Origin of the sequence: Frankia sp. R43 (assembly GCF_001306465.1) — a bacterium.
Lineage (GTDB): Bacteria > Actinomycetota > Actinomycetes > Frankiales > Frankiaceae > Parafrankia > Parafrankia irregularis.
Genome location: NZ_LFCW01000001.1, coordinates 1830021 through 1855795 on the forward strand (window position 1 = coordinate 1830021; position 25775 = coordinate 1855795).

The window sequence follows — 25775 nt, forward strand, 5'->3', positions numbered from 1 at the left end:
TCCGGGGCCACCGGCGCGGCGCGCGAGACCCAGGCCACCGGCGCGGCGGCCGGTCAGGTCAGGAGGCCACCCCGTGCTCCCGCAGGATGTCGTTCAGGGCGAGCTTGTCGTGGATCTCGCCTTCGTCCAGGGTCCGCAGGACGAGGATGCACGGCATGGCGAAGTCCCCGGCCGGGAACGAGCGGACCCGGCTGGAGCCGACCGCCACCGCACGCTCGGGGATCTCCCCGCGCGGGTACTCCTCGCCGGTGACCGCGTCGAAGACATGCGTGGAGGCGGTGAGGATCGCGCCCGCGCCGAGCTTCGCCCCGCGCCGGACCCGCGCGCCCTCGACCACCATGCAGCGGCTGCCGACGAAGGCGTCGTCCTCGACCACCACCGGCACGGCGCTCGGCGGCTCCAGCACGCCACCGAGGCCCACCCCGCCGGAAAGGTGCACGTTGCGCCCGACCTGGGCGCAGGAGCCGACGGTCGCCCAGGTGTCGACGAGGGTGCCCGCGCCGACGTGGCCGCCGATGTTGGTGTAGCTCGGCATCAGCACGGCGCCCGGCTCCACGTGCGCACCCCACCGCACGATCGCGCCCGGGACCACCCGGACGCCGTCGAACCTGGTCTTCAGCGGCACGCGGTCGTGGAACCGGAAGTCGCCGGCGGCGGATTCGACCATCGGCAGGACCTTGAAGGACAGCAGGATCGCGCGCTTGGCCCGCTCGTCGACGACGACCGCGCCGTCCGCGGCCACCTGGGCCACCCGGGCCTCACCTGCGTCGATGGCGTCGACCGCGCCGACAATGGTCTTCCTGGCCTGGGTGTCGTCCGGGGTCAGCTCGCCGCGGCGCTCCCACAGGTCGTCGATGGCCCGGTCAAGCGGGGATTCGAACGTCGTCTCACTCACGCTGGTCACTCCTCAGACCCTACGGTCCGCCCGAGGACCGGCGCTCGGAACCATCGGCGCCGGTCAGGCACGGGACCCAGCCGGAGGACCAGCCGACCGGGCCGGTCAGCGGATGTCCGGCTCCGTTCGCCAGCCGCGGGACCCGTTGTGCTCGGCGGGGTCACCGCCGGTGCGGCCCGGTGCGCTCCGCTCGTCCGCCGGATCCGTCGGGTACGGCCGCGGGATGGCGGTCTGGCCGGTCTGGTACGGCGGCATCGACGGCATCGGCGACTGGCCGGACAGGTGATCCGGCACCGGCAGCTGCCCGGTCGCGTACGGCGGAAGTGGCGTCTGCCCGGTCACGTACGGCGGGACGGACGGTTGCCCCGCGTAGGGCAGCGGCGTCTGGCCGGTCTCGTACGGCGGAAGTGGCAGCTGCCCCGTCGGGTATGGCGAGGCGGACGCGGGAACGGGCCCGGCGCCGTAGACCGGCGCGCCGCCCGGACCGGTGTGCCCGGGTTGGTGCCCGCCGCGTGTGCCTTCGGGGTAGGGCCCACCGCCGGCCGGCTGGGCCCCGTGCGGGTCCCGCCCGTCCCGGTATTCGTTCACGCCGGGCGGCCGGCCGCCGGCATCGGGCTGGCCCGCCCGGTAGCGCTCGAACGCGCCCACCGGACCGGGGCCTGGACGTGCCGCCTCGCCCGTGCCATAACCTTCCGGACGAACCTGGTAGCCACCGGTCACCGGGGCGGCCGGCGGAGCCCAGCCGGAGCCCGCGCCATGCTGCCCGCCCTGACCACCCGCACCGCCATAGCCGCCCGCACCGCCGTAGCCACCCGAAGCGGCCGGACCGCCCACCGACGGCAGCATCGTCATGCGCTCGGGAACGGTGGCGATCTGCGCGTCCGGTGCGGTGAGCGCGACGCGGACATGACGCCGGCCCGACTCACCGTAGAAGCTGCCCGGAGCCACCAGGATGCCCACACTCGACAGGGCGTCCAGTGTGGCCCAGCAGTCCTCGCCGCGGGTCGCCCACAGGTACAGGCCGGCCTCGCTGTGCTCGATCGTGAAACCAGCGACGGCCAGCGCGGCCGCCAGCACCGCCCGCCGGTTCGCGTACCGGGCCCGCTGGTCGGCCACGTGCATGTCGTCGGCGAGTGCGGCCGTGGTCGCGGCCTGGACCGGCGCCGGCATCATCATGCCGGCGTGCTTGCGGAGCTGGAGCAGCCCGCGCACAAGCTCCGGATCGCCGGCGACGAAGCCCGTCCGGTAACCGGCGAGGTTCGAACGTTTGGACAGTGAGTGCACGGCCAGCAGCCCCTCGTGGGATCCGCCGCACACATCGGGGTGGAGCACGGAGATCGGCCGGGCTTCCCAGCCGAGCTCGATGTAGCACTCGTCGCTGGCCACGATCACGCCGCGCTCACGCGCCCAGTTGACGACCGCGCGCATCTCGTCCACCGACAGGACGCGCCCCGTCGGGTTCCCGGGCGAGTTCAGCCAGACCAGGGTGACGCCCTCGGCGGGCCCCAGCACCGGCTCACAGCGGGCCAGCAGGGCACCGACCTCATAGGTCGGATACGCGGGGGTGGGGACCCAGACGCGGTCCCCGGGTTCCAGGCCAAGCTGGGAGGGAAGCTGGGCGACCAGCTCCTTCGTGCCGAGCACCGGCAGCACCGCCGATGGCTCGACAACCACGCCGAGGCGACGGGCCAGCCAGCCGGCCGCCGCCTCCACCAGTTCCGGCGTCCCCGCGGTCAGCGGGTAGCCGGGAGCGTCCGCGGCAGCCGCGAGCGCATGCTGAACGACCTGCGGCGTCGCGTCCACCGGCGTACCGACGGACAGATCAACCAGGCCGTACGGGTGAGACCGCGCCTTCTCCTTGAACGAGACCAGCTGGTCCCACGGAAAGTCGGGCAGCCGCACCCGAGACCGCCCCGGCGATCGAATCGTCCGGGGCGGTCCAGCCGACTCCCCCGGACCGGTCAGGACTCACCCTGAGGGGCCAGGGCCGCGACCGCGGGCGGGTCGAAGTCAAGGGCGCCGACCTTCGAGGCGCCGCCCGGCGAGCCGAGCTCCTCGAAGAACGTCGCGTTGTTGTCGGCGTAGATCTTCCACTGCTCGGGGACATCGTCCTCGTAGTAGATGGCCTCCACCGGGCAGACCGGCTCACACGCACCACAGTCGACGCACTCGTCAGGCTGGATGTAGAGCATCCGTCCGCCTTCGTAGATGCAGTCGACCGGGCACTCCTCGATGCAGGCCCTGTCCTTCACATCAACACAGGGCTCCGCGATGACGTAGGTCACCGGACGTTCCTCCTCGAGCTCACGGACGACTGAGTTCCTTAGTATCGACCTGGACCGTTCGGTGTCGACAACAAGGGCGTTCACTGGTCGTGTATGTCGTCCACATCACTCCAGCAGACATCGGCTCACGGGTCGTGATCCGGCGACGAATTCCGGGCCCACTCCCTCTGAGCGATGTTCTGGGCACCCTTGAGTCTTGGTCGGAAGGCGAGCTTCGCCTCCGTCGCACCGACGGTACGACAGTGAGTGTGCCCGAGGAATCCCTAGTGGCGGCGCGTGTCGTCCCCCCGACACCCCGCCGGGCCAGTCCGCGATCCCCCGGCCGGGCACCCAGTTCATACCAGCCCGGATCAGACCGCGGCCACATGATCGCAGAAAGCAACAGTCGGATCACAAATGTGGGTCCGGACGCCGATACCCCAAAGGATGCGACGGACCCTCGGGCCGACTCCGGCGATACTGAAGGACAATGACCGCGACCGGGACGCGCGATACATCGGGCGGTGTGTCGGCAAGCGGTTGACGGCCAGCAAGCGTTCGCCGGCCGTCGACGGCCGGGGAGCGGTTGACGGGTCGGGGCGTACCGCCTCGGCCCGGGCGGGGGCAGACCGGGCGGGGCCGACCCGCCCCCGGGGCGGCCCAGGCAGGATCGGGGCGGACGGCCTGATCCGAACGTGGAGGTCCAGCGGTGAGCGACCACAGCAGGCGGATGTTCGCCACGGTCGTCCGGCGCGAGCAGGTCGACCTCGCCCTCGCGTGCCATCTGATCGCGGCCGAGGCCGGCCCCGAGACCAACCCGGTCGAGACCTCCCGGGCGCTCGACGCCCTGGCCGCTGACACGGCCAGGGTGCTGGCGGCCCGCGGAGCCACCGCCCGCGGCCACGGCCAGACCAACTCGGACACCGGCTCCGAATCGGCGTCGGACGGAGGTGCCGGCACCCTCACCGGCCTGGACCTGCGGGTCGCCGCGGAGGCGCTGCGGGAGTCGCTCGGCGAGCGGGCCGGGTTCGCCGGCCGCGAGAGCGACTACGAGGACGTCCGCGCCTCGCTCCTGCCCGAGGTGCTGCGCCGGCGCCGCGGCCTGCCGATCCTGCTGTCCGTGGTGTGGATCGAGGTTGCCCGCCGGATCGGGATCCCCGCCTACGCCGTCGGCCTTCCCGGGCATGTGATCGTCGCTGTCGGCTCTCCGAGAGAGCACGTTCTCGTCGACCCGTACGCCGGCGGGGTGATCATGACTGTGCACGACGCGGCGGCCCGGGTGCGGGCGGCCGGAGTCGCCTTCACCCGCGCCCACCTCGCCCCGATGCCCCCGGCGGACCTGCTGGCCCGCGTGCTGGGCAACATCCGGGTGCTGGCCGCGCGGACCGACGTGCCGCGGACCAGGCTGTGGGCCGTCGAGCTGTCCCTGCTGCTGCCCCACCACCCGGCCGCGCTGCGCCGCGAACGGGGCGAGCTGCGGGTCCGGCTGGGCGACTTCCTCGGCGGGGCGAGGGATCTCACCAGCTTCGCCGACGCGGTGACCGTCGTCGAGCCGGCGGCCTCGGCCGCGGCACGCCAGGCCGCGATCGCCGCCCGCGCCAGGCTCAACTGAGGCCGCGCCTCCCACGCGCCTGCGCCCCGCCACCGCACCTTCGCCCCGCCACCCCCTCCGCCCGTCAGCCGGGCTCGGGGCCGTCGGTGGACAGGTAGGCACCTTCGTAGAACACGAGCGGCCGGGCATCGGGCCGCGGCCGGTCGAGCCCGATCACCTCACCGATCACCAGGGTGTGGTCGCCGGCGCGATGCGTCGCGGTGGTGGCGCACTCCAGCACCGCCAGCGCGCCGTCGAGGAGGGCGACCCCGGTACGCGGCCCGAACGAGTGCGGCCAGCCGCCGAGCCAGTCGTCAGGCCGGCCGTCGGGCCGGCCGTCGGGCCGCGGTGGCCCTCCGGTCCGCGCGAAGTCGCGGGAGGCCTGGCTCATGTCGGCGGCCAGCACCGAGACGCCCCAGACGCCAGCGGCGATGACCGGGTCATGGAAGCGGGCATCACGGCGGATGCTGACGAGGACGAGCAGCGGGTCCAACGAGACCGAGACGAACGAGTTCGCCGTCATCGCCAGATGCCGGCCGTCCAGGACGGTGGTGAGGACCGTGACGCCGGTGGCGAACCGCCCGACCACCCGGCGGAACTCCTGCGCGTCCGGCCGGTTCCGCAGGCCCGCGAGGATCACGGGGCCGACACCGGCCGGACCAGGCTGCACCGGACCCGGCTGAACAGCGGCTCGCGGGACAGCCGCTGGCAGGGCGGGGGCCGACGAGGCAGACGCCGACGGGACAGGCTCGGGCGGGTGCTGGCGCGCTGGGCTTGCCACGGCGGCCACGCTACCGCCGCCGCGCCGGCCACACCGCGCCTTCCGGCCCCTGGGGTGACCATCGGCACTCGCACGCAACGCCGCCTGATCAGCTCCGCTCCGCCGCCGAACCACCGCCGAGCCGGCGGTGACCACGCACAACGCGGCTCACCGGGCTTCCCACCCGCCCGGATTCACCCCGGACAGCGCCGGATCGCTCCCCTAGCGGGACGGCACCCTCGGGCGCTCCATCACGGGCGGCAGGGCCGTGAGGCCGCGCCGGGCCCGCCCGAGAACGGCGACCACCACCGGTGCCAGCACGCCGATGGCGAGGAAGAGATAGCCGGTCGCCGTCGCCTTGAGCAGCAGGTCGCCCTCGGTTCGGGACGCGGCCAGGGCGAGCACGATCGGGGTCCAGCCGATGAGTGGGATCATCGCCCCGAGCCGGGTACCGGTCAGCCAGCGGACGAGCAACGGCACCCCGGTGTTGCCGATCAGGGCCAGCAGCAGCCCGACCGAGATCAGGGTCCCCCCCGGCCGCGGCCCCGAAGCCACCAGGACGACACCGTAGAGGCCGAGCACGAACCCGGCGATGACGCCGAACACGTAGGAGCCCACAAGGAAGGCACGGCCGGGCTCCTCAGGCCGGGAACTGGGTACCACTGGTCGAGCGACCGGCTTCCCAGCCCCGGCGGCGGGCTCCACAGCCCGCGCGGCAGCCTGCTTCGGGCCACCAGCGGGCTGCTTCGAGGCACCGCCAGGCAGCTTCGAGGTACCGGCGGGCTGCTTCGACCGAGCGGCAGGCTTCTTCGAGCGTGCGGCGCCCCGCGGATGAGCCCCACCGGCGGTGCTCGAGGTCGTCTTCGAGGCCTTCACGACCGGCTCACGGCCCGCTTCGTGGTCGTGGTCGTGACCGTGGCCTACTGTCGGACGGGGCATTCTCCGACAGTAGGCCATCGAGCGCACCAACCACGCGCCGGTCGCGGGCCGATGATCGGTCCTCCGAGCCCCACCCGCCAGCGCGCCGGGATCTCAGCGGATGGCGAGCTCGTCGGGAACCGCGACGACGTCCACGAGCGCACCGCGCCGCCAGACCGTCAGCTCGACGGGGTGTCCGATGGTGTCCTCGGTCAGCAGTCGTTGCAGATCACCCGGCCCGGCGACCGGCGTCCCGGCGACGGACAGGACAAGATCGTCGGCGAACAGCCCGGCGCGCCCGGCCGGGCTGCCTCGCACCACCTCGGCCAGCCGCAGCCCATGGCGCTGGCCCGTCCGATCCGCGAGGCCCGACGGCAACGGCACCCGTACGCTCGCGACCCCGAGATAGGCCCGCCGCACCCGGCCGTCGCGGATGAGCGCGGCGAGGATGCGCCTCGTGGTCGCGTTCACCGGGACAGCGAGGCCGAGCCCGATGCCCGCGACAGCCGTGTTCACCCCGACGACCCGACCGTCGGCGGTGACGAGCGCGCCGCCGGAGTTTCCCGGATTCAGCGCCGCGTCGGTCTGGATCACCTCGTCGACGACCCGCACGGCCGAGCCGGAACGGGTCGGCAACGAACGGTTCAGCGCGCTGACCACACCGGCGGTCACGCTGCCGGTGAGTCCCAGCGGGTTGCCGACGGCCACCACCAGCTGGCCGACCCGCAGGGCCGCGGCGTCGCCGAGCGCGGCCGGCGCGGGTGTCGAACCCCGGGCCCGCAGCACCGCGAGATCGGACAGCGGGTCGGCGCCGACGAGGTCGAGATCCCGTTCGGTGCCGTCGGTGAACTCCGCCGTGCCGACCGGCACGCCGCTGCGGGCGCCTTCCACCACGTGCGCGGAGGTGAGCAGGAATCCGTCGGCGGTGAACACGATCGCGGAACCGGCTCCGGCGCCCCGCGAGGTCCGTACCCGCAGGCTGGCGACGCTCGGCGCGACCTGGGCCGCCACCCGGGTCACGACCCGGGAGTAGGCGTCGAGGGCGGCGTCTCCCAGGTCAGCGGGCCCTCCGGGCCCTCCGCGGCCTCCGGAGGCTCCGGAGGCCGCCGGGGCGTGCCTGCCCGGGACGTCACTGCCCGGGACGTCACTGCCCGGGGCTCGGCTATCCGGAGCCCGGCCACCCGGAAGGTGGTCGTCCTGGACGTTGTCGTCCCGGACCCGTCGGGCGCCCCTGTTACGGAACATATTTTCCCCGCAGGGGCACGGTGGGATCGATCACGTCTGATGAGTCGAGGGCAGCGAACCACCCGTTTGGGCTCGGGCGGGCGGTGGCACGGTGGACCATCCGAACCTCCTAGCACTGATTACAGCGTTACACCGTTAAATGGGAACGCTGACGTGCGGGAGGCCATGCCGCCATCGTGTCCGCCGTCGGCGTAAACGGCACCAAGGTGGCATATCACCGCAAAGGGAGTTCCTGGTTTTGGCCGCCGCGGAGCCTGTCGCAAGGCGGCGCCAACCAAGGTCGGCAATCCGGCGGACGCGACTGAGATCGCCGCTTGCGAACGAACCCGGGCCGCCCGGTCACGGTGCGCGGACCGGAATCGGCGACAGCTCGAAGCCGCCGACCGACAAGTTGGGGATCTTCGTCGTTCCAGCACCCGGGGCCGAAATCTGAGACGCGGCGGATCCGGACCCACCAGCCTCGGCCTGGCGGAGCCGCGCCGATGGAACGCGGGCCCCACCCGCGCGGCCACCCGTCGAGGATCTCGCGCCCCCGCGCGGCACGAGCAATCGACATCAAGAGGGGCAGAAGGGGCGCGCATTCACCTGACAACCCGCAAGAAGCAAGGATTTTGGTCGTTGGAACGACCAAAATCCTTCACCCTTGCGACTCGCCAAACCGGGCCATCGGGCGACCCGGCCTGACTCTCGAGCCGGGCTCTCGGGGCACCGGAGGCCCGGCCGCGTTCGTGCAGCGCGGACGTCCCCGCCCACCGGCCAACGATCTTGATCGGCGGCGCCAGTCCGCGACAGGAGGCCAAGCCAGGCTGGCCTCGAGCGTCAGAGAGACAGACCCGCGAAAAGGTCGGTCTCGCGGGTGCCGGGCTCGGCACCCGCGCCCCGCTCGCCGCGGGTGAGAACGAAGTGCTCCACGGCCCAGGTCCGGTTCCCGATGCCGTCGGCGAGAGCGAAGAAGAAGCCGTCGACGGCCATCTGGGTCCGGTGCGCGCGCATCGCCGCGATTTTCGCCGGCAGGAAGTCCTCGGCCGCGATCTCGGTGGTGATCACCTCGTCCGGCACGGCCAGGGGGACGTCATCCGCGGAGGCAGCCTCGGCGAACGGGCTGTTCTCGGGTGCGGTCTCCCGGAAATAGTCGATACTCGCCTGGATGAGGGACTTCGGCATCGCGGTCTCGTAGAGCTTGGAGATCTGCCACGACGGGCCGGCGCCGGGAGCGAACGCGGGGTCGGCGGCGGCCGTGAAGGCCCGGACGGACACGTCGTGTGCCCGGATGTGGTCGGGATGCCCGTAGGCCCCGTTCTCGTCATAGGTGACGAGAACCTGCGGCCGGACGTCCCGGACGATCCGCACCAGTGCCTCGGTCGCCTCGTCCAGGTCCGCCTGCCACAGGCACCGCGGGTCGTTGTTGGCGACGGTGCCCATCATCCCGCTGTCCCGCCAGCGGCCGGCGCCACCGAGGAACCGATGATCGGTCACCCCGAGCTCGGCACAGGAACGCTCCAGCTCGCCGATGCGGTAGCCACCGAGCTGATCACCGAGGTCGGACCTCAGGTTGACCAGCTCGGGCACCAGCACCTCGCCGACCTCACCGAGCGTGCACGTGACGAGCGTCACCTGGGTGTCCGCACGGGCCGCGTACGAGGCGATGGTCACACCGGTCGAGATGACCTCGTCGTCCGGGTGGGCGTGAACGAACAGCACTCGGCGCGGTGGAACGGTTTCGGTGGATTCCGGCACGGCACGACCCTACGCGCGCCTTCTCCGGCCGGGCGGCGGCGGCACCCCGCCCCACCCGGCCGGCACGAGAACGATGTCGGCCGCGCCGGCCCAGCCAGCGCGGCCGTTTCAGCCGGCAAGGACCGGTTCAGCCAGCACCGCCCGATTCAGCCGGTACGGCCCGGTCCAGCCAGCACCGCGCGGCCCAGCTGGCGCAGCCCGGTTCAGCCGGTGCGGCGGCGGGAGCGCAGCTTCTCACGCTCCGACGCGGTCAGCGCCACCTTGCGCATCCGTACCGTCGCCGGCGTCACCTCGACGCACTCGTCCTCACGGCAGAACTCCAGCGCCTGCTCCAGCGAGAGCTGGCGGTGCGGGGTGAGCCGAACCAGTTCGTCACCGGTCGAGGACCGCATGTTGGTGAGCTTCTTCTCCTTCGTCGGGTTGACGTCCATGTCGTCGGCCCGGGAGTTCTCACCCACGATCATGCCCTCGTAGACCTCGGTCGTCGGGGAGACGAACATCGTCCCGCGGTCCTGCAGGTTGAACAGGGCGTAGGCGGTGGCGACGCCGGAGCGGTCGGCCACCATCGAACCGGTCGGACGGGTCCGCAACTCGCCGAACCACGGCTCGTACCGGTCGAAGACGTGGTGCAGCAGGCCGGTGCCGCGGGTCTCGGTGAGGAACTCGGTACGGAAGCCGATCAGACCACGGGCGGGCACCAGGTACTCCAGCCGGATCCAGCCGGTGCCGTGGTTCACCATCTGCTCCAGCCGGCCCTTGCGCAGCGCCAGCAGCTGGGTCAGCACCCCGAGGTACTCCTCCGGGGAGTCGATGGTCAGCCGCTCGACGGGCTCGTGCACCTTCCCGTCGATCTCCTTGGTGACGACCTGCGGCTTGCCGACCGTCAGCTCGAACTCCTCCCGGCGCATCAGCTCGACGAGGATGGCGAGAGCCAGCTCGCCACGGCCCTGGACCTCCCAGGTGTCGGGGCGCTCGGTCGGCAGCACCCGGATCGACACGTTGCCGATGAGCTCGGCGTCCAGCCGGTTCTTCAGCAGGCGCGCGGTCAGCTTCTTGCCCGACTTCCCGGCTAGCGGCGAGGTGTTCACGCCGATGGTCATGCTGATGGACGGCTCGTCCACAGTGATCACCGGGAGTGGGCGCGCGTCCTCGGGGTCGGCCAGCGTCTCACCGATCATGATGTCGGGGATACCGGCGACGGCGATGATGTCGCCGGGGCCGGCCTGCTCCGCCGGTACCCGCTCCAGCGCCTCGGTCATCAGCATCTCGGTGATCTTCACCCGCTGCTGGGTGCCGTCGACCCGGCACAGCGCGACGGTCTGGCCTCGGGTGATCGTGCCGTTGTGCACCCGGCACAGCGCGAGGCGGCCCAGGTAGGGCGAGGCGTCGAGGTTCGTCACCAGCGCCTGCAGCGGTGCGTCCTCGGCGTAGGACGGTGCCGGCATCGTCTCCAGCAGGAGGTCGAACAGCGGCTTGAGGTCCGGCGAGTCCGGGCTCTGGCCGTTCTCCGGACGGGTGGTGGACGCCCGGCCGGCCTTCGCGTTGCAGTAGACGATCGGGAAGTCGATCTGGTCCTCGTCCGCGTCGAGATCGAGGAACAGCTCGTAGGTCTCGTCGACGACCTCACCGATCCGCGCGTCCGACCGGTCGACCTTGTTGATCACCAGGACGACCGGCTTGCGGGCGGCGAGCGCCTTGCGCAGAACGAACCGCGTCTGCGGCAGCGGGCCCTCGCTCGCGTCGACCAGCAGCACCACCCCATCGACCATCGCCAGGCCCCGCTCGACCTCGCCACCGAAGTCGGCGTGGCCGGGAGTATCGATGATGTTGATGGTCACGTCACCAAAACGTACGGCAGTGTTCTTCGCGAGAATCGTGATTCCCTTCTCGCGTTCGAGATCCATGGAGTCCATGACCCGGTCGGTGACCTCGCCGCGCTCACCGAACGCGCCGGACTGCCGAAGCATCGCGTCCACAAGGGTCGTCTTGCCGTGGTCAACATGGGCAATGATCGCGACATTACGAAGATCGGCGCGTACGGACACGGTGATGAGCTCCGGGGAAAGTGGGGCTTCAGGGCTCGTTCGGCGTAACCCCGAAACGGTTCGTCTGAGAGGACCGCGATCTACAGGCGCGCCACCCCGGTGGGTGGCCCCGCCCGGGAGAACGACGTCCGCGCCGCCGCGGCCCGACTCCATGGTACGGACTCACCTTCGCGCGCCGCGCGTGGCTGACCGGCTCCGGCCGACCGAACTCCGCTCTCGCCGCCCACAAACCCGCCCCGGCCACCCATAAAACCCGCTCCGGCCGCCCGAAGGCTCACACCGGACCAGCCCGAACCTCACACCGGACCGGCCTGATTCCCGACGGCCTGCGCCGAGGCGCCGGTGAGCTCGCCGCGCAGCGCGTCGACGAGCGGACCGTCCGCGGGCAGCCAGGGGACGTCGTCGAGCTCCTGCGCGCCCAGCCACCGCAGGGCGTCGTGCGCGGTGGCGACCGGCGTCCCCTGAAGCACCCGGCCCAGCCACAGCCGCATCCGCCAGCCGGGAGCGGGCAGCGCGATCTCCCCGAACAGGCGGCCGACCTCGATCTCCACTGCGAGCTCCTCGCGGCATTCGCGGCGCAGTGCGGTGAGCTCGTCCTCCCCCGGCTCGACCTTGCCGCCCGGGAACTCCCACAGGCCCGCGAGCGCCGGCGGCGACACCCTGCGCGCGGCGAGGACCCGGCCGGCCTCGTCGACCAGCGCGACGGCGACGACCAGCCCCTTCAGATCCTGTCCCACGGCCGAACTCCCTCCATCGATGCACTGCGTCCAACCCACGCGGCCCGCGGCCCCGCACGCTCCAGGAGGTGGCGGTACCGGGCCGCGGATGACACCATCCGCGCGAGGAGCGTCGCACTCGGTGTTCCCGCCGCTCGGGGGCCCTCCGGCGCGCACGAGCGGAACCACCAGCGAAGATCGCCACCAAAGATCACTACCGAAGACCACGACGAGGGCCACCAACCGCCCGCACCGTCCGAACCCATCCCGCCCGCTCCATCCATCAAGCACCGATACCACCGCGCCACGGATCGCCGAGGAGTCACGGATGCCCGTCCGGCTGGACAACAGCGCTGTCACCACATCCCTGGAAGCCCTGCCCGGCTGGATCGGCGACGCCGACCGGATCCGGCTGGAGATCCTCGTCGACGGCGACGAGGCGACCGCCATCGTCGACGAGGTGATGCGCGAGGCGGACGCGATGGACCACCACCCCGTCGTGGAGCACGGCCCCGGAAGCACCATCTTCACGGTCTGGACCCACTCGGCCGGCGGCGTGACCGAGCTGGATGTGGAGCTGGCCCGGCGGATCTCGTCGATCCTGCGTTCCGCCGGCGTCTCCTTCTGACCACACGCACCACCAGGCGGCAGGCGCCGTCCGGTCGGTGTCAGAAGCTCCGCGCCTGAAGCTCCGTGCCTGAAGACCGGCGGCTCAGAAGGTCGGCATCGCCGTGAAGGAGCCGTCCGGCGCGCACGGGAGCGGGACGACGGCCCGGACCGCCGCCGCGTCGACGGGCCCGTACAGGTGCGGGAAGAGCGCACCGCCACGGTCCGCGGGCCCGGCGGCCGGCTCCCAGCGCAGCGGGGCGGTCAGGCTCTGCGGGTCCACGACGACGAGCAGCAGGTCGGTGCGACCCCGGTAGTAGAGGTTCGCTGTCTCCAGCACCAGCTCCGGCGCGGAAAAGTGGATGAAGCCCTCGTCCCCCAGGCTCGCCGGCCGGTAACCGTCCGCTCCAGCCGCCCACTCGGACCGGCTCACCAAATGGCAGATCATCCGCACGAACTCCGTCCCGTCCGGTCCTACCCGCTGCTTTGCTGCCCACGGCCACGCTGCCCACCGCCACACCCGAAGTCCGGCGATCCGGTGCACGAACTCCGGAGCCTGCGACCCTGGACGGTATGGACGAATCGAGACCTCCCGCGTCCAGTCGCATCATCGGGGTGGACCTGGCCCGCGGCGTGGCGCTGATCGGCATGGTGGCAACCCATGTGTACCCCGCGTTCACCGACACCGCCACGGACCATCCGGCGATCTCACCCGCGTTCACCATCGCGGCGGGGCGGGCCGCCGCGGCGTTCGCGGTGCTCGCCGGGGTGGCGCTGGTCCTGTCCACCCGTCGGCGCAGCACCGCGCAGGCCCAGCTCTCGGTGTTCCTCCGCGCGCTGGGCATCGGCGTCATCGGCCTGGCCCTCGCCTACGCGGACTCGGGCATCGCGGTCATCCTGGTCTACTACGCGCTGCTGTTCGTCCTGGCCCTGCCACTGCTGCGCGCGGACGTCCCCGTGCTGGTGACAGTGGCCGTCCTGGCGATGGTCGCGGTACCGGTGATCAGCCAGGCCGTGCGGGACGACCTGCCGGTGTCCGATCTGTCCTCGCCGACGTTCGCCGATCTGGGCCAGCCCGGCCCACTGCTGGCGAAGCTGACGCTCACCGGGGTCTACCCGGCACTGGCCTGGTTGGGCTACCTGTGCGCGGGGATGGCGGTGGCCCACGCCGATCTGCGATCTCGCGTGGTCGCCGTGCGCCTGTTCGCCGGCGGCCTCCTGCTGGCCGTCGTGGCGAGCGGGACGTCCTGGCTGCTGCTGGGGCCGCTCGGCGGCGGCGAGCACCTCGAGGACCCGGCGGCCGTCCCCGGTGTGGGCAACCTGCCCCAGGGCTGGTTCATCGACTCCGGCCTGTACGGCACCACGCCGACCGACTCCGCCTGGTGGCTGGCCGTCGACACCCCCCACTCGACCACGCCGCTGGACCTGGCCCACACCACCGGAACGGCGCTGGCGCTGCTCGGGCTGGCCCTGCTGGTGGCGCACATCCCGCTGACCCGCCCGATCACGGCCGTCGGCGCGATGACGCTCACCTTCTACACATTGCACGTCGTCGTGATGTCCACGCACGCCCTGCCCACGGACCCGACCTGGTCGTACGTGCTCCAGATCCTGGTCGCGCTCGCCGCCGCCACCGCCTGGCAGCTGACCGGGCGACGCGGGCCGGCCGAAGCCGCCGTCTCGGTGCTGCCCCGGGCCGCCCGCCTGCTGAGGAGCCCAAGAGGGTCCGGCGTCAGTCTGGGCCAGCGAACCTAGCGAACCTGGGTCAGGCCCACCCCGGCCGCAACGCCGGGCGAAACGCGCACGGCGGCGTGAATACAGCCGCCAGGACCGTTAAGGTCGCCAAGACCGCCAGATGTCTCCAACCTCTGGCAAATGCCGCGGCTGGGCGAATCCGACGCCTCGGCCAGCCCGACAAACTGGTCTCACCGGGCGCATGTGGGAGTGACGGAGCCCCATACTGGCCGAGTGGAGACCTATGGCTGGGTATCGGCCGTGCCGTTCGGAATCGTCGCGCTGTTCTTCCTCCGCCGCGCCACCGGCGACCGGCCTGTGCATGGCAAGCACGGGAAGATCTCCTCCGGCGCCCTCGCGCTCGTGTTCACCGGCGTGGCCCTCAACTCTCTCGTCGGGGCCATGGACGAAAAGCACGGCGCCGCGGGAGTGGCACTGACCCTGCTGGGCCTCGCCTGCCTCATGACGGCGATCGCGGTGTGGGTGTGGCAGGGCTGGCGGGAAGGCGCCCCCGGCTCTGCCCGACGCGCCCGGCTCCGCACGTCGGCGAGCCACAGCAACAGTCACAGCTCGAAGATCTGAGGATTTCGGTCGTCCAGGAGCCAGTAGCAGAATCTCGAGACGCGGCGGATCCGGGCCACCGGGACGGGCTTGGCGGAGCCATGGTGACGGAATGCGAAACCCCACCCGCATGGCCACTCATCGAGAACCCCGCACCGCCACTCGAGAACCCGCACCGCCACGCAGCACCGACAAATCACCGGAAAAGGGGTGAGTTTAGGCGCAGAGTCACCTGGCATCCCGCAAGACAGAAGGATTTTGGGCATCGAAACGACCAAAATCGTTCACTCTTGCGACTCGCCAAACCGGGCCGCCGGGTTGAGCTTGGTGCTCTCGAAGTACGGGCACCTGATGCCGGACAGCGAGGGCCGGACCCGCAAGGCCGTGGACTCCGCATGGTCTCGCGTACCGGTCGTGAAACACGATCAACCTCGCCCCGCCGCCACCTGCGGAAGCGACCCCGAATCAGACGTTGAAGCGGAAGTCGACGATGTCGCCGTCGGCCATCACGTAGTCCTTGCCCTCCATCCGGACCCGGCCGGCGGCGCGGGCCGCGGCCATGGAGCCGGCGGACATGAGGTCGTCATAGGACACGATCTCGGCCTTGATGAAACCGCGCTGGAAGTCGCTGTGGATCGCGCCGGCGGCCTCCGGAGCCGTGTCACCGGCCTTGATGGTCCAGGCCCGTGACTCCTTCGGCCCGGCCGTGAGGAAGGTCTGCAGCCCGAGAGTGTGGAAGCCGATCCGGGCGAGCTGCGCCAGCCCGCTCTCCTCCTGCCCGAGCGACGCCAGCAGCTCGGTGGCGTCCTCCTCGGGCAGCTCGATCAGCTCGGCCTCGACCTTCGCGCAGAGGATCACCGCGTCGGCCGGGGCCACCAGGTCGGCGAGCTCCTTGTGCCGGCCCGGGTCGGCCAGGACGTCCTCGTCGACGTTGAAGACGTAGAGGAACGGCTTCGCCGTCAGCAGGAACAACTCGCGCAGCTCGGCCCGGTCGATCGATGGCTCGCTCGACAGCGGGCGGCCCGCGTCGAGGACCTCCTGGGCCGCCTTCATCGCCGCCAGCAGGGGCTGCTTCGAGCGATCCAGGCGGACTTCCTTCTCCAGCTTCGGCAGCCGGGCGCCGATCGTCTGCAGGTCGGCCAGCACCAGCTCGGTGTTGATCGTCTCGATGTCGGACGCCGGGTCGACGTTCCCCTCGACATGGACCACATCGGGATCCGAGAAGACCCGGACGACCTGGCAGACAGCATCCGACTCGCGGATGTTGGCCAGAAAGCGGTTCCCCAGCCCCTGCCCCTCCGACGCGCCCCTGACCAGGCCGGCGATGTCGACGAAGCTCACCGTGGCGGGGACGACCCGCGCGCTGGAGAACATCTCGCCCAGCTTCGCGAGCCGCGAGTCCGGGACGCCGACGACACCCACATTGGGCTCGATCGTCGCGAACGGGTAGTTGGCCGCCAGGACCTCGTTACGGGTCAGGGCGTTGAACAGCGTGGACTTACCCACGTTGGGCAGCCCGACGATGCCGATCGACAGACCCATGGGCAAGGAGTCTACGGGTGATCGGGGAGCCCGGGCTCCGCAGGGCGTGCCGGTGCCGGACCGGGGGCTGGCGCACACCCGGCAACCGGCACCATCGGATCATCAGCACCAGGAGGATCCCCGCACTGTCCGCAGCCTGACAGTCATCGTTCGGTCACCTCCGCCGCAGGGCCCCCACCCGCTCGGGACAACCGCCCCGCCGGCCCGGAAACCGCCGCACTCCAGGCGAACCAAGGGCCGTGACCACGGCGGACGCGTCCACTCGACCCGGAGTCGACCATGCACCGGGGCGGCGCTGCGCCACGCATATTGGTAGCGCATCGTGCATAAAGGTATGCCCAAAGTGCGGCGACCAAGACGCGCTGGCTAGTCTGACTATCGCCCTGACGCAGCCGCAAACTTGGGGCGGTACGTTGCCCTGGTGAGTACGCCGCCCCACCGGCAGCCCGCCGGACCGCCCGGCAGGTCCGGGCGCGGCCGCGTGCCCGATGACGGCTACCCGTACAACCAACGTGAACGGGTCGGATCACCACCTCCGGCCACGGTTGTCACCGGAACCCGCCGAGGTCTGTCCGCGTTCGGCGCAGCATTGCTCGTCATCGTCGTGGGCGCTGTCGGCGCGATCATCGACTCGCTGCTCTTCGACAATCTTCGGTTTGTCTTCGGTGTCCTCTTCGTGGCCGCATGCGTCCTGGCCGTGGTGCGAGTCCACGTCGACGACCTGATCGGCGTCGTCATCATGCCGCCGCTCGCCTACGCGGTGATCACGATCATCGTCGGCTATGTCAACCCGGCCGCGGAAGGCGGGAGCAGCGGGCTGAAGGACCGGGCGATCAACGTCGGGTACGAGATGATCCTGCACGCTCCGGTCCTGCTCGCGGCAGTCATCCTTGTCGCCGTCCTCGCGGCCCTCCGCGGGCGGCGGGTGCAGGTGGCCCGGCGCGAGCGGCAGCGTTCCCTGGCCCAGTCCGCGGCGGCCCGCCGGCGCCGGCCCATCTGACACCGCCCACGGCCCACCAGGCCGTGATCCGATCACATCCGCTGACCTGATCCGGTCCGCGCCGGACGGATGAACGACGGGCGCTCGCCACGAGGTACCGCGACACGGAGCCCTGCCGCACGAGGCCCTGACCGCACGAGGCTCTGGCCGCATCCGGCCACGAGACTCTGCCGCATCCGGCGCAGCCGCTGGTCGTGCCGCAGCCGCCGGTCGTGCCGCGGCTGCGTTCCGGGACACGGCGCCCGGAAGGTCCAGGCGTGCAGGCGGCGACCCACGACACACACCAAGGCGCCAGAAGACGCATTCATCCACATTGTTCACGGGTTAGCACTCATGGGCTTTCCTCAGGCCAGCAAGGGCACCCACCACCAATAGGCACCCGAGGGTCATCAGCGCAACAGCGGAACCGGCAGGGCCGTGGGGTACTGTTACCCCGTGGCCACCTACACGCCGAATTTCCGGGATCGCGTTCCGCGCTCCTGGTGGCGGCAGTGTCGGTGCGGCCATCTGGACGATTCGCACCGGCATTACCGTCCGGGGAGTGACTGCGGCAAATGCGTATGCCCGCGGTTCACCCGCCTGCAACGCCGTGCCGCCCGGGCGGTCGCGCCACCGCCCTAGGGCGGTGGCGTTGGCGGTGTGCTGAGGGCAGCGGCGCGGCGTCCGCATCCTGCTGTCACACCGCCGGCCGCCACGCCGAGCTCTGACCACGTCGAGGTGGAGATGTCGGCCCGCCGGCCCACTCGTGGGCTTGGCGGGCTACACAGCACACGCCGGCGTCGCGACGGCGAGGCCTTTCAGCCGGCCACGCCCGCACGCCCATATCGAATCCCCAAGAACTAGATGATTGAAATTCTTTCAATGGCGACAGGCGTGCGCTTCACCTTGCCCACAAGCAACAAGGAACCGCCCATCAGCGGAGCCGCGCCGCTGACCATTCATTTTCAGCTCACCTCTTGACACAGATCTCCCTACCGTAACGGCACCGCTACTCGCGGCAATAGCCCATGCTAGATTCCGCTGGACGCCGACCGGTTACTTTCCGCGATATGGCCGACCCGTGAAGGCGGTCGGCCCGGGGACCGCTGGAGGGGCGATAGTGTCTTCCCCGCAATCCGTCACGACTACCAAGCACAAAGAATTCAAGGAAGGCCCGGAGAGAACCGAGACGGCGCGTTCCGCGCCGACGAACACCACCCGGGCACGCGGACGAGGCGGCCCACCCAACCGGCCGCGCCCCGTCCCGATCCTGCGCTACGACGTTGCCGCCGATCCGGCCGGGCACGCCCCGCGCAGATCAACCGTCACACCGGCGGTCTTCGCCCGCCACCGCCGCATGATCCAGCGAGCCCGTCGCCACTTCATGACCGTCACCGAGTACTGCTCGGCGCTGCGGTCGGCCGACGCTCCGCCGGACGCGATCGTCGTGACCTTCGACGGGGATCGGGCCGAGACGTTCGTGGCAGCCCGCGAGCTGGCCGAGCGGGGGCACGCGGCCACCGTCTTCGTGACCACGTCCCGGCTGGGGGCACCCGGCATGCTCAGCGAGGCCGACATCCGCCGTCTGCATGAACTGGGCGTCGAGATCGGTGCGAGCGGTCACAGCGGGCGGCGCCTCGACGGCCTGCACCGCTCGGACGTGACCGCGGAGATCACGTTGTCCCGGCGGCGGCTGGCCGCGATCACCGGCGAGGAACCGCGGTCCTTCGCCTATCCGCGCGGTGGGTGGGATCCCCCGGCCCGCCAGCTGGTCATCGCCGCCGGCTACAGCGCTGCCTGCGCTGTGGGCGAGGCGCTGTCCCATCCGGGCGACGATCCGTTCGCGCTCACCCGCCTGACCGTCGGCGGTGGCCTCACCGACCACCGGGTTCGTGCCTGGCTCGACGGCATCGGCCGCACGCTGCCTCGCACGTTCCTCTCCGGGTCGAGGCTGCGGCTCGTCCAGCCCGGGCTCGGGGTCCGCGTGCCGACCCGCGTCAGTGGCGTGTACCACCCCCTGTTCGCGCCACGAGCTCCCCGGGCAACGCAGCTTCCACCGGCTGACCGGCCCGGGCACCCGCAGCGGTGACGACGCCGGCGGTCGGGCGGCGCGGGTTCCGGAGCACCCGGCGGGCCCGCGGCGCTGAGCTGGTCGGGAGCACCGACTGGGCCTGGCCCGCCGCGTGGACCGGAAGCAGCGACTGGCCGGACCTGGCGGGCAACCCGTCGCGGTCCGGCCCCGGGCCGCTGGCCAGGCGAAGCGGCCTTTCACAGCGGCCCGATCGATCCCGACGGCTCAGGTGGCTCAGGGCACCGCGCCGGGTCGCGGGGGTCGCGGGGGTCGCGCGGGCAGTCGCGGCCAGCCGCCGCCTGGGCACCGCCGCCCAGTCGGCGGGCCTGCTGCTGGCCGGGGTCTTCTGGTGCTTCGCCGCCCACCGCATGCCGGCATCAGTGCTCGCCGCCGATGCCACCGTCGCCCTGTGCCTGTGGGCCATCGTCCAGGTGGCACGGGCGGCCGTGGGCGACACCGGCCCGAGCGGTCAGCTGCGGGCGGGCGGGCTGGCCATGCTGATGGCCGTCGCGCTCACCGAGGGCGGCGGCTGGTTGATCTCGGACCTCGACTTCCTCCGGACGAAGCCCGGCTTCCTCATCCTCGTGCCGCTGGCCGCGGCCAGCGGGGCGTTGTGGCCCGGTCACCTGGGCGGGCAGCGGTCCCGAAAGCTTCCCGATCCGGGCCGCCATGCACTGATGGAGCCCGGACTGCTCATGGGACCTGGTGGGATCGGCGCGGTCGCGGTCGGGCTCATCCGGACCGGCACGCTCGTCGCGCTCGTCGCGACCGCGGTCGGGCAGGTGCACCTGGCACTGCTCGCGTGGCTGGCACCGGTAGCGCTGGCCGCCGGTCCGCGGTGTGGATGGCTGCTCTGGCACGCAACCACCGGGCCAGCGGCCGCCCCGGGACCACGCCCCACCCCACGCGGCCCGGTCCCGGTCCCGGTCCCGAGCGGGCACCCGCGGATTCCCAGGCAACGGGTTCCCGAGCGACAGGCCATCAGGCACCAGGTCCGCGGGCACCAGGTCCGCGGGCAGGGGGTCCGTGGGCAGGGGGTCCGTGGGCGAGAGGTGGCCGGGCAACGGTTCACCGGCGGCCAGCCGGCGACAGGAACGACCGCAACGGGGCGGGTGCTGTGGCCCGCGGTGGCGACCGGACTGGCCGCCATTCTGTTGAGCCAGCAGGCGGACGCGGCCTGCGCCTCCTTCGCCCTGGCCGCCTTCGCCGTCGCCGCGGCGGCCGGGCCGGTCGGCGACCGCGGGCCGGCTGTCCTGCCGGCTGTGGCTGTCGCCCTGGTCGCCGCACCGGCGCTCTGGGCCTCGTTCGGCCCCGGCTATCCGACCGAGGGCACCGCCACGCTGCGGCTGCTCCTGCTCACCCTTGCGATCGACGCGCTGCCCGCGGTTCGGGCCACCGCCACCCGGCCGGTGATCCACCGGGCGGGCACGCTGACCGGCCTACTCGCGCTGGCCGCCCTGCTCCCGCTGGCGTCCCCGGGCCACGAAGCCGAGGGATACGCCCTGGCGCTCCTGGTCGGGCGCACGGTTGCCGCGCTGTCAGCTGTCGGCTGGGCCTACCTGGTCGACAGCCATCCGGTTGGTCACCAAGGAGACACGGCGAACTACCTGCCGTAGCTTCGTAAGGGTGGACAAGCAGCCGGTCACGCGGGTCCTCGTCATCGAGCAGGGGGCGGGGCTCTGGGAATCCCAGCGTTTCGTCCTTCGGATGGCGCCGTTGCTGGAGCGGCGCGGCGTCGAGCAGATCCTGGCCACTCCGCCCGGCAGCCCGGCCGCGGCCGCCTGGCAGGCCGCGGGTCGGGAACACGCCACGCTTCCGGGGCCATTGAGCCGAACTCTGCGCCATCCGGACCGACCCCGCGACCGCGCTCTGACCGCCCGGGAGACCGGGCGGACCGTGGCCACCGCTGCCCGCGCCGCACAGCTCGCGCGGCGCCTCGACGTTGACGTCCTGCAGGCCAACAGCCACTGGTCCCACCTGGCCGCCGTCCTGGCTGCGGCCGCGTGCCGACGACCGGCCCTTCTCGTCCTCCATGAGGAGAACGACCCGGATCTGGTCGGTCGGCTACGAGGGGCGGTGGTGCGCGCCGCCGCCGGGTCCGTGGCGGTCAGCGACGCGGTCGCGTCCTCCCTGCCACCCTGGGCGGCCGGGAGGACTGTGGTCGTCCGCAGCGGTGTCGACACCGACCGGCTGCGCCCCGGTCCGGTGGACCCCGCGGTGCGGGCGAGCCTGTCCACCGACCCGACGGCGCCGTTGGTCCTGGTCGTGTCCCGGCTCGACCAGCGTTCGGGAATCAACGCGGTGATCCGCGCCGTGGCCGCGCTCCCCCAGCACCTGGCGTCGACCCGGCTGGCTGTCGCGGGCGCGCCCAGCACGGATCCGAGTTCACCGACCTCGCCTCGGCGGCTGGGTGCTGAGCTGCTCGACGGCCGTGTGGTCTTTCTGGGGCCCCGGACCGACGTCGGCGACCTGCTGCGGGCCAGTGACGTCCTGGTTCTCACGTCCAGCCTCGAAGGGCTTCCGCGCTGTGTGCTGGAGGCGCAGGCCTGCGGACGGCCCGTGGTCTGCTTCCCGTCAACGGGAGTGCCGGAGATCGTGACCGACCAGGCCACCGGGCTGATCGCCCGCCCGGACGACATCGCCGACCTCAGCGACAAGATCGCCCAGGTGCTCGACAACGGCACGCTCGCCGACCTGCTACGAGCCCGGGCCCGAGCCAACGTCGTCGCCCAGCACACCCTCGCCGCCCAGGCCGACTCGCTGACCGGGATTCTCGTCGGCCTCACCAGCCAGGCCGGTTTCCGGCACCGACGCCCGCGCGGCCACAGCCGCGCCTCAGCGCCACGACGTCAAAACCGCCACCAGCCCGCGGCGGGACTGCAGTAGCAGCAGCCAGGCAATTCGTGATCGGCGGGTGAGACGAGCCGGTCGAGGAGCCAGGTCAGGCCGGCCGGGCGAGGCTGTGCAGGGGCACCGGGGCGGGCCGCGGTGCACGGCGTGCGGCGCCGCGGCTGATGGCGCCGGTCGCCGTCGGCGAGACGGGAACCTCGTCGCGCCCCGGTGCCGTCCCCAGGACCAGGTCGGCGACCGGGCTCGTCACGCCGAGCCAGTACCCCTCGTTGCGGTAGTGGTGCAGGCGATGCCCGCGCCACACCCGCCGGTAGTAGCGGCTCGACGGCCGGATCGAGGTGTGGATCAGGAAATGCGTCCAGTCGTAGGCCAACGCGCCGAGGCCCAGGCAGACCGCCACCGTCCCGGCGGTCGGCGGGGCCAGCGCCGCGACCGCCACCGCCGCTGCCGCGCCGGCCGTCACCTCCCGCGGACGCAGGAACATCGTGTCCAGGTTGGCGGGGTCACGGTGATGCTGCTCGTGGCCGTAGCCGGCCAACTGGTAGCCGATCGAACCCAGCGCCCCGCCCGGCCGGGCGTGCAGCAGGCACCGATGAACCGCCCACTCGACGAACGGCTGCGCGCCCAGGCAGGCCGCCGCGGTGACGGCATCGCGCCGGCGCAGCGGGCCGCGCACGTACCTGACCGCCGCGACGGCGCCGACGGCACCCAGCAGCACCGGTGGGCGTGGATGCGCCAGGAACCGCCGCAGCGCCTCGGGCAACGTCGTCACGTCGGCCGCGCTCCCGTGCGGGCCGGGACGGTCGAGACGGGTCACCGCGCGGCGCACCGCGGCGGCGCCGGGTACACCGGGTAGCCGCCGGCCCGCCGCCGCGGGCGGGACGAACCGGGCGAGTGCCAGCTCAGCCATGGCGACTCATCAGAACGGAACGGTCGAGTAGGCCTGCAGCTTGGTCAGCTGGTGCTGGCTGTCGACCCGCCGGATGGTGCCGGAGCGGGACCGCATGACCAGCGACGAGGTGCTCGCGCCACCCGGGCGGTAGCGCACACCCGCGAGCAGCTCGCCGTCGGTGATTCCGGTCGCCACGAAGAAGACGTTCTCGCTGCTGACCAGGTCACGGGTGTGCAGGACCCGGCCCGGGTCGTGGCCGGCGGCGACGACCTTCGCCCGTTCGGCGTCGTCCCGCGGCCACAGGCGGCCCTGGATCACGCCCCCGACACACGTCACCGCGCAGGCCGCGATGATCCCCTCCGGGGTGCCGCCGATCCCCAGCAGCAGGTCGACGCCGGTGTCCTCGGTGGCGGCCATGACCGCGCCGGCCACGTCACCATCCGAGATGAGCTTCACCCGGGCGCCCGCTGCCCGGATCTTGTCCACGAGTTCGGTGTGCCGCGGGCGGTCGAGCACCACGACCGTCACGTCGCGCGGCAGGATGCCCTTCGCCTTCGCGACCGCGCGAATGTTGTCCTCCACCGGGGCATCGATGTCGACGACGCTGGCCGCCTCCGGCCCGGTGACGAGCTTCTCCATGTAGAAGCAGGCGCTGGCGTCGTACATCGAGCCGCGCTCGCTGACCGCCATCACCGAAACCGCGTTGTTCATGCCCTTGGAGGTCAGGGTCGTGCCGTCCACCGGGTCGACGGCGACATCACATTCCGGCCCCTCGCCGGAACCCACCTCCTCGCCGTTGTACAGCATGGGGGCCTCGTCCTTCTCCCCCTCGCCGATCACGACGACGCCGCGCATCGACACCGTCCCGACGAGCCGGCGCATGGCGTCGACAGCGGCCTGGTCGGCGCCGTTCTTGTCACCGCGCCCGACCCAGCGGGCAGCGGCCAGCGCGGCGGCCTCGGTCACCCGGACCAGCTCCAGTGCCAGGTTTCGGTCTGGCGCCTGGCCTTCGACGGCGAGGGATACAGGTACGGAAGCGGTCTCGGCAGCCACGTGATGGAGCGTAGTTCGCCGCCGCCCCGCGTGCCGCCGAGAGTTGCCTGGCTCCCATCACCACCGACGGCACGTCACCGTCACGCTCCGGTGCGGCACCCTGGTCAGCCGGACGGGTCCGGCCCGCTCAGAGGCCCGACGCCAGTGGCACGGCCCATCCATGGATCTTGGTCGGCCGCCCCGGCAAGGGATCACAGAGCGGCGACGGAGCCGCCAGAAAAAATCTTCGGAGGCCGCGCAACCTTCGGTGGACGACCCGCGTCAAACAGGTTGATACGGGTGGCCGTCACGCGGAGGGGGCGTGACGGCCACCCGCGGTCGTTTCTGGTCAATCCGCGTTTCGGGGGTGCCCCCGGAGCCGCGTGGGCCGCGGGCCGCGGGGGGGCGCCGCGGCCCACGCCGGGTTGCGGCAGGCACCGGGCCACCCGCAGAGGCACAGCGCCACCGGCACGCGCCAGGCCACGTCAGTCACCGGCCACGTCAGTCACCGGCTGCGGCAGTCACCGGCTGCGGCAGACGCCCCGGTGGGTCAGGCCGCGCCCGAGACCGCGTTGACGTCGATCGGGCGCAGCGCGGCGGCGACGGTCGCCAGATCGGCCTGTTCCGCCCCACCTGGGCCGCCGCCGTCGTCGACGATCGACGTCACGCCGCCGGTGTCAACCCGGGTCAGCGCCAGGTGGCCGTCACTGTCACGCCGTTCGTCCCAGGTCTGGCCGGCGACGTCCACCGAGCCCGTGATGGGGCGGTCGCCGAGGATGGCCTGCACCGCGTCGGGGGCGTTGCTCTGCAGGAACCGAGCGAAGGTCCGGTCATCCGGCCGGTCCACGACATAGCCGATGGTGATCCGGGTGTTGTCCCCGTCACTGGTTCCGCCGGAGGGCAGCGTCACCCGGACGGTGGTGGGCTTGAAGACCTCCGGCAGACCCGCCGGCGCCGAGGCAGGGTACGGCGCCTGGCGCGCGTACGCGCTGAGCGTGGCCTCGATGTCCTCGACCACGGCGACGTCGGGTTCGTCGTCGCCGTGCGGCATCACGAAGACGAAGAAGACGGCGACCCCCGCCAGCACCACCGCGAGCGACAGCACCATGTCCCGAATTGTTTCCTGACCGCGTTGACGCGCCACGCCCTCAATCTTCCAGTTCCGACCGCCGGACCGGCGCGACCAGAGCTGACCGCGCCGGGGGCCGTCACCTGCAACCCCGCCACCTGACCCTACGGCCCGACCCGCCCCTGCCACCTCCGCCGGATCCACCCAACGTGTTACAGCCGGCACCGCCCCGGAGCCGCCACACGAGAACTCGCGCCGGCGCGCTCCG

General features: G+C 72.0%; 22 protein-coding genes. 8 read left to right on the forward strand and 14 right to left on the reverse strand.

All coding sequences use genetic code 11. From position 1 onward, the window contains the following. Positions 1-58: 58 nt before the first annotated feature. The 3 genes from ACG83_RS06980 to fdxA form a co-directional block, all read right to left on the reverse strand. Entirely contained in the window at positions 59-895 is an 837-nt protein-coding gene (locus ACG83_RS06980) for a 2,3,4,5-tetrahydropyridine-2,6-dicarboxylate N-succinyltransferase (protein ID WP_198955613.1), read from the reverse strand. 105 nt (positions 896-1000) lie between these two features. Beyond that, positions 1001-2797 (reverse strand): succinyldiaminopimelate transaminase, encoded by a 1797-nt coding sequence (gene dapC / locus ACG83_RS06985; protein ID WP_054565191.1) that lies wholly within the window; start codon positions 2795-2797, stop codon positions 1001-1003. A gap of 59 nt (positions 2798-2856) precedes the next feature. Continuing rightward, complete coding sequence (gene fdxA, locus ACG83_RS06990; RefSeq protein WP_054565192.1) at positions 2857-3180, reverse strand: ferredoxin; 324 nt, start codon at positions 3178-3180, stop codon at positions 2857-2859. Positions 3181-3868: 688 nt separating this feature from the next. Between fdxA and ACG83_RS06995 the strand changes: the two genes are divergently transcribed. Further along, positions 3869-4771: a transglutaminase-like domain-containing protein gene (locus ACG83_RS06995; protein WP_054565193.1), complete on the forward strand. Its 903-nt coding sequence runs from the start codon at positions 3869-3871 to the stop codon at positions 4769-4771. A gap of 64 nt (positions 4772-4835) precedes the next feature. Here the strand turns inward: ACG83_RS06995 and ACG83_RS07000 are convergent, their stop codons facing one another. The 6 genes from ACG83_RS07000 to ACG83_RS07025 form a co-directional block, all read right to left on the reverse strand. Next, positions 4836-5390 carry a flavin reductase family protein gene (locus ACG83_RS07000; RefSeq protein WP_054565194.1) on the reverse strand — a complete coding sequence of 185 codons (555 nt, stop codon included), beginning with the start codon at positions 5388-5390 and terminating at the stop codon, positions 4836-4838. A 342-nt stretch (positions 5391-5732) separates the two neighbouring features. Beyond that, the gene (locus ACG83_RS07005) at positions 5733-6128 is read right to left on the reverse strand and encodes a DUF6113 family protein (protein ID WP_369812856.1); all 396 of its coding nucleotides are present in this window, start codon (positions 6126-6128) and stop codon (positions 5733-5735) included. Positions 6129-6542: 414 nt separating this feature from the next. Beyond that, positions 6543-7673, reverse strand: a complete 1131-nt coding sequence (locus ACG83_RS07010; RefSeq protein ID WP_083473044.1) for a S1C family serine protease — start codon at positions 7671-7673, stop codon at positions 6543-6545. Between the two features lie 819 nt (positions 7674-8492). Then, positions 8493-9410 carry an N-acetyl-1-D-myo-inositol-2-amino-2-deoxy-alpha-D-glucopyranoside deacetylase gene (gene mshB / locus ACG83_RS07015; protein WP_054565195.1) on the reverse strand — a complete coding sequence of 306 codons (918 nt, stop codon included), beginning with the start codon at positions 9408-9410 and terminating at the stop codon, positions 8493-8495. Positions 9411-9613: 203 nt separating this feature from the next. Continuing rightward, a complete protein-coding gene (gene typA / locus ACG83_RS07020; RefSeq protein WP_054565196.1) occupies positions 9614-11455 on the reverse strand; it encodes a translational GTPase TypA in 1842 nt (613 codons plus the stop codon). Positions 11456-11751: 296 nt separating this feature from the next. Continuing rightward, on the reverse strand, positions 11752-12192 hold the full coding sequence (locus ACG83_RS07025; RefSeq protein ID WP_054565197.1) for a (deoxy)nucleoside triphosphate pyrophosphohydrolase: 441 nt from the start codon (positions 12190-12192) through the stop codon (positions 11752-11754). Positions 12193-12499: 307 nt separating this feature from the next. On the opposite strand from ACG83_RS07025, the gene ACG83_RS07030 reads away from it, so the two are divergent. Next, positions 12500-12799 (forward strand): 4a-hydroxytetrahydrobiopterin dehydratase, encoded by a 300-nt coding sequence (locus tag ACG83_RS07030; RefSeq protein WP_054565198.1) that lies wholly within the window; start codon positions 12500-12502, stop codon positions 12797-12799. 84 nt (positions 12800-12883) lie between these two features. On the opposite strand, the gene ACG83_RS07035 is transcribed toward ACG83_RS07030, so the two are convergent. Then, positions 12884-13225: a DUF952 domain-containing protein gene (locus tag ACG83_RS07035; RefSeq protein WP_054565199.1), complete on the reverse strand. Its 342-nt coding sequence runs from the start codon at positions 13223-13225 to the stop codon at positions 12884-12886. 125 nt (positions 13226-13350) lie between these two features. Between ACG83_RS07035 and ACG83_RS07040 the strand changes: the two genes are divergently transcribed. Continuing rightward, positions 13351-14532 (forward strand): heparan-alpha-glucosaminide N-acetyltransferase domain-containing protein, encoded by a 1182-nt coding sequence (locus tag ACG83_RS07040; RefSeq protein ID WP_054565200.1) that lies wholly within the window; start codon positions 13351-13353, stop codon positions 14530-14532. 240 nt (positions 14533-14772) lie between these two features. Further along, positions 14773-15093 (forward strand): hypothetical protein, encoded by a 321-nt coding sequence (locus ACG83_RS07045; protein ID WP_152991264.1) that lies wholly within the window; start codon positions 14773-14775, stop codon positions 15091-15093. A gap of 444 nt (positions 15094-15537) precedes the next feature. On the opposite strand, the gene ychF is transcribed toward ACG83_RS07045, so the two are convergent. Next, a complete protein-coding gene (gene ychF / locus ACG83_RS07050) occupies positions 15538-16614 on the reverse strand; it encodes a redox-regulated ATPase YchF (RefSeq protein WP_054565202.1) in 1077 nt (358 codons plus the stop codon). Positions 16615-17095: 481 nt separating this feature from the next. On the opposite strand from ychF, the gene ACG83_RS07055 reads away from it, so the two are divergent. From ACG83_RS07055 to ACG83_RS07070, 4 genes are all read left to right on the forward strand, one after another. Then, positions 17096-17614 carry a DUF6542 domain-containing protein gene (locus ACG83_RS07055; protein WP_054565203.1) on the forward strand — a complete coding sequence of 173 codons (519 nt, stop codon included), beginning with the start codon at positions 17096-17098 and terminating at the stop codon, positions 17612-17614. A gap of 1099 nt (positions 17615-18713) precedes the next feature. Next, entirely contained in the window at positions 18714-19682 is a 969-nt protein-coding gene (locus ACG83_RS07060; protein WP_054565204.1) for a polysaccharide deacetylase family protein, read from the forward strand. After that, positions 19679-21280, forward strand: a complete 1602-nt coding sequence (locus ACG83_RS07065) for a hypothetical protein (RefSeq protein ID WP_054565205.1) — start codon at positions 19679-19681, stop codon at positions 21278-21280. Before ACG83_RS07060 ends, ACG83_RS07065 begins: the two co-directional genes overlap by 4 nt. A gap of 10 nt (positions 21281-21290) precedes the next feature. Next, complete coding sequence (locus tag ACG83_RS07070; protein WP_054565206.1) at positions 21291-22550, forward strand: glycosyltransferase family 4 protein; 1260 nt, start codon at positions 21291-21293, stop codon at positions 22548-22550. Positions 22551-22605: 55 nt separating this feature from the next. Here ACG83_RS07070 and ACG83_RS07075 read toward each other — a convergent pair whose 3' ends face one another. The 3 genes from ACG83_RS07075 to ACG83_RS07085 all read right to left on the reverse strand — a co-directional run bounded on the left by ACG83_RS07075 (position 22606) and on the right by ACG83_RS07085 (position 25582). Continuing rightward, the gene (locus tag ACG83_RS07075; protein WP_235497708.1) at positions 22606-23424 is read right to left on the reverse strand and encodes a sterol desaturase family protein; all 819 of its coding nucleotides are present in this window, start codon (positions 23422-23424) and stop codon (positions 22606-22608) included. 9 nt (positions 23425-23433) lie between these two features. After that, a complete protein-coding gene (gene glpX / locus ACG83_RS07080) occupies positions 23434-24459 on the reverse strand; it encodes a class II fructose-bisphosphatase (RefSeq protein ID WP_198955614.1) in 1026 nt (341 codons plus the stop codon). A gap of 529 nt (positions 24460-24988) precedes the next feature. Next, positions 24989-25582, reverse strand: coding sequence for a DUF4245 domain-containing protein (locus ACG83_RS07085; protein ID WP_076829482.1), 594 nt, complete (start codon positions 25580-25582; stop codon positions 24989-24991). Positions 25583-25775: the final 193 nt, after the last annotated feature.

Bases quoted from the DNA above. Each gene is read 5' to 3' on its own strand.
- ACG83_RS07010 (WP_083473044.1), bottom strand. From the start codon at position 7,673: ATGTTCCGTAACAGGGGCGCCCGACGGGTCCGGGACGACAACGTCCAG.
- ACG83_RS07030 (WP_054565198.1), top strand. From the start codon at position 12,500: ATGCCCGTCCGGCTGGACAACAGCGCTGTCACCACATCCCTGGAAGCC.
- ACG83_RS07035 (WP_054565199.1), bottom strand. From the start codon at position 13,225: ATGATCTGCCATTTGGTGAGCCGGTCCGAGTGGGCGGCTGGAGCGGAC.
- ACG83_RS07040 (WP_054565200.1), top strand. From the start codon at position 13,351: ATGGACGAATCGAGACCTCCCGCGTCCAGTCGCATCATCGGGGTGGAC.
- ychF (WP_054565202.1), bottom strand. From the start codon at position 16,614: ATGGGTCTGTCGATCGGCATCGTCGGGCTGCCCAACGTGGGTAAGTCC.
- ACG83_RS07075 (WP_235497708.1), bottom strand. From the start codon at position 23,424: ATGGCTGAGCTGGCACTCGCCCGGTTCGTCCCGCCCGCGGCGGCGGGC.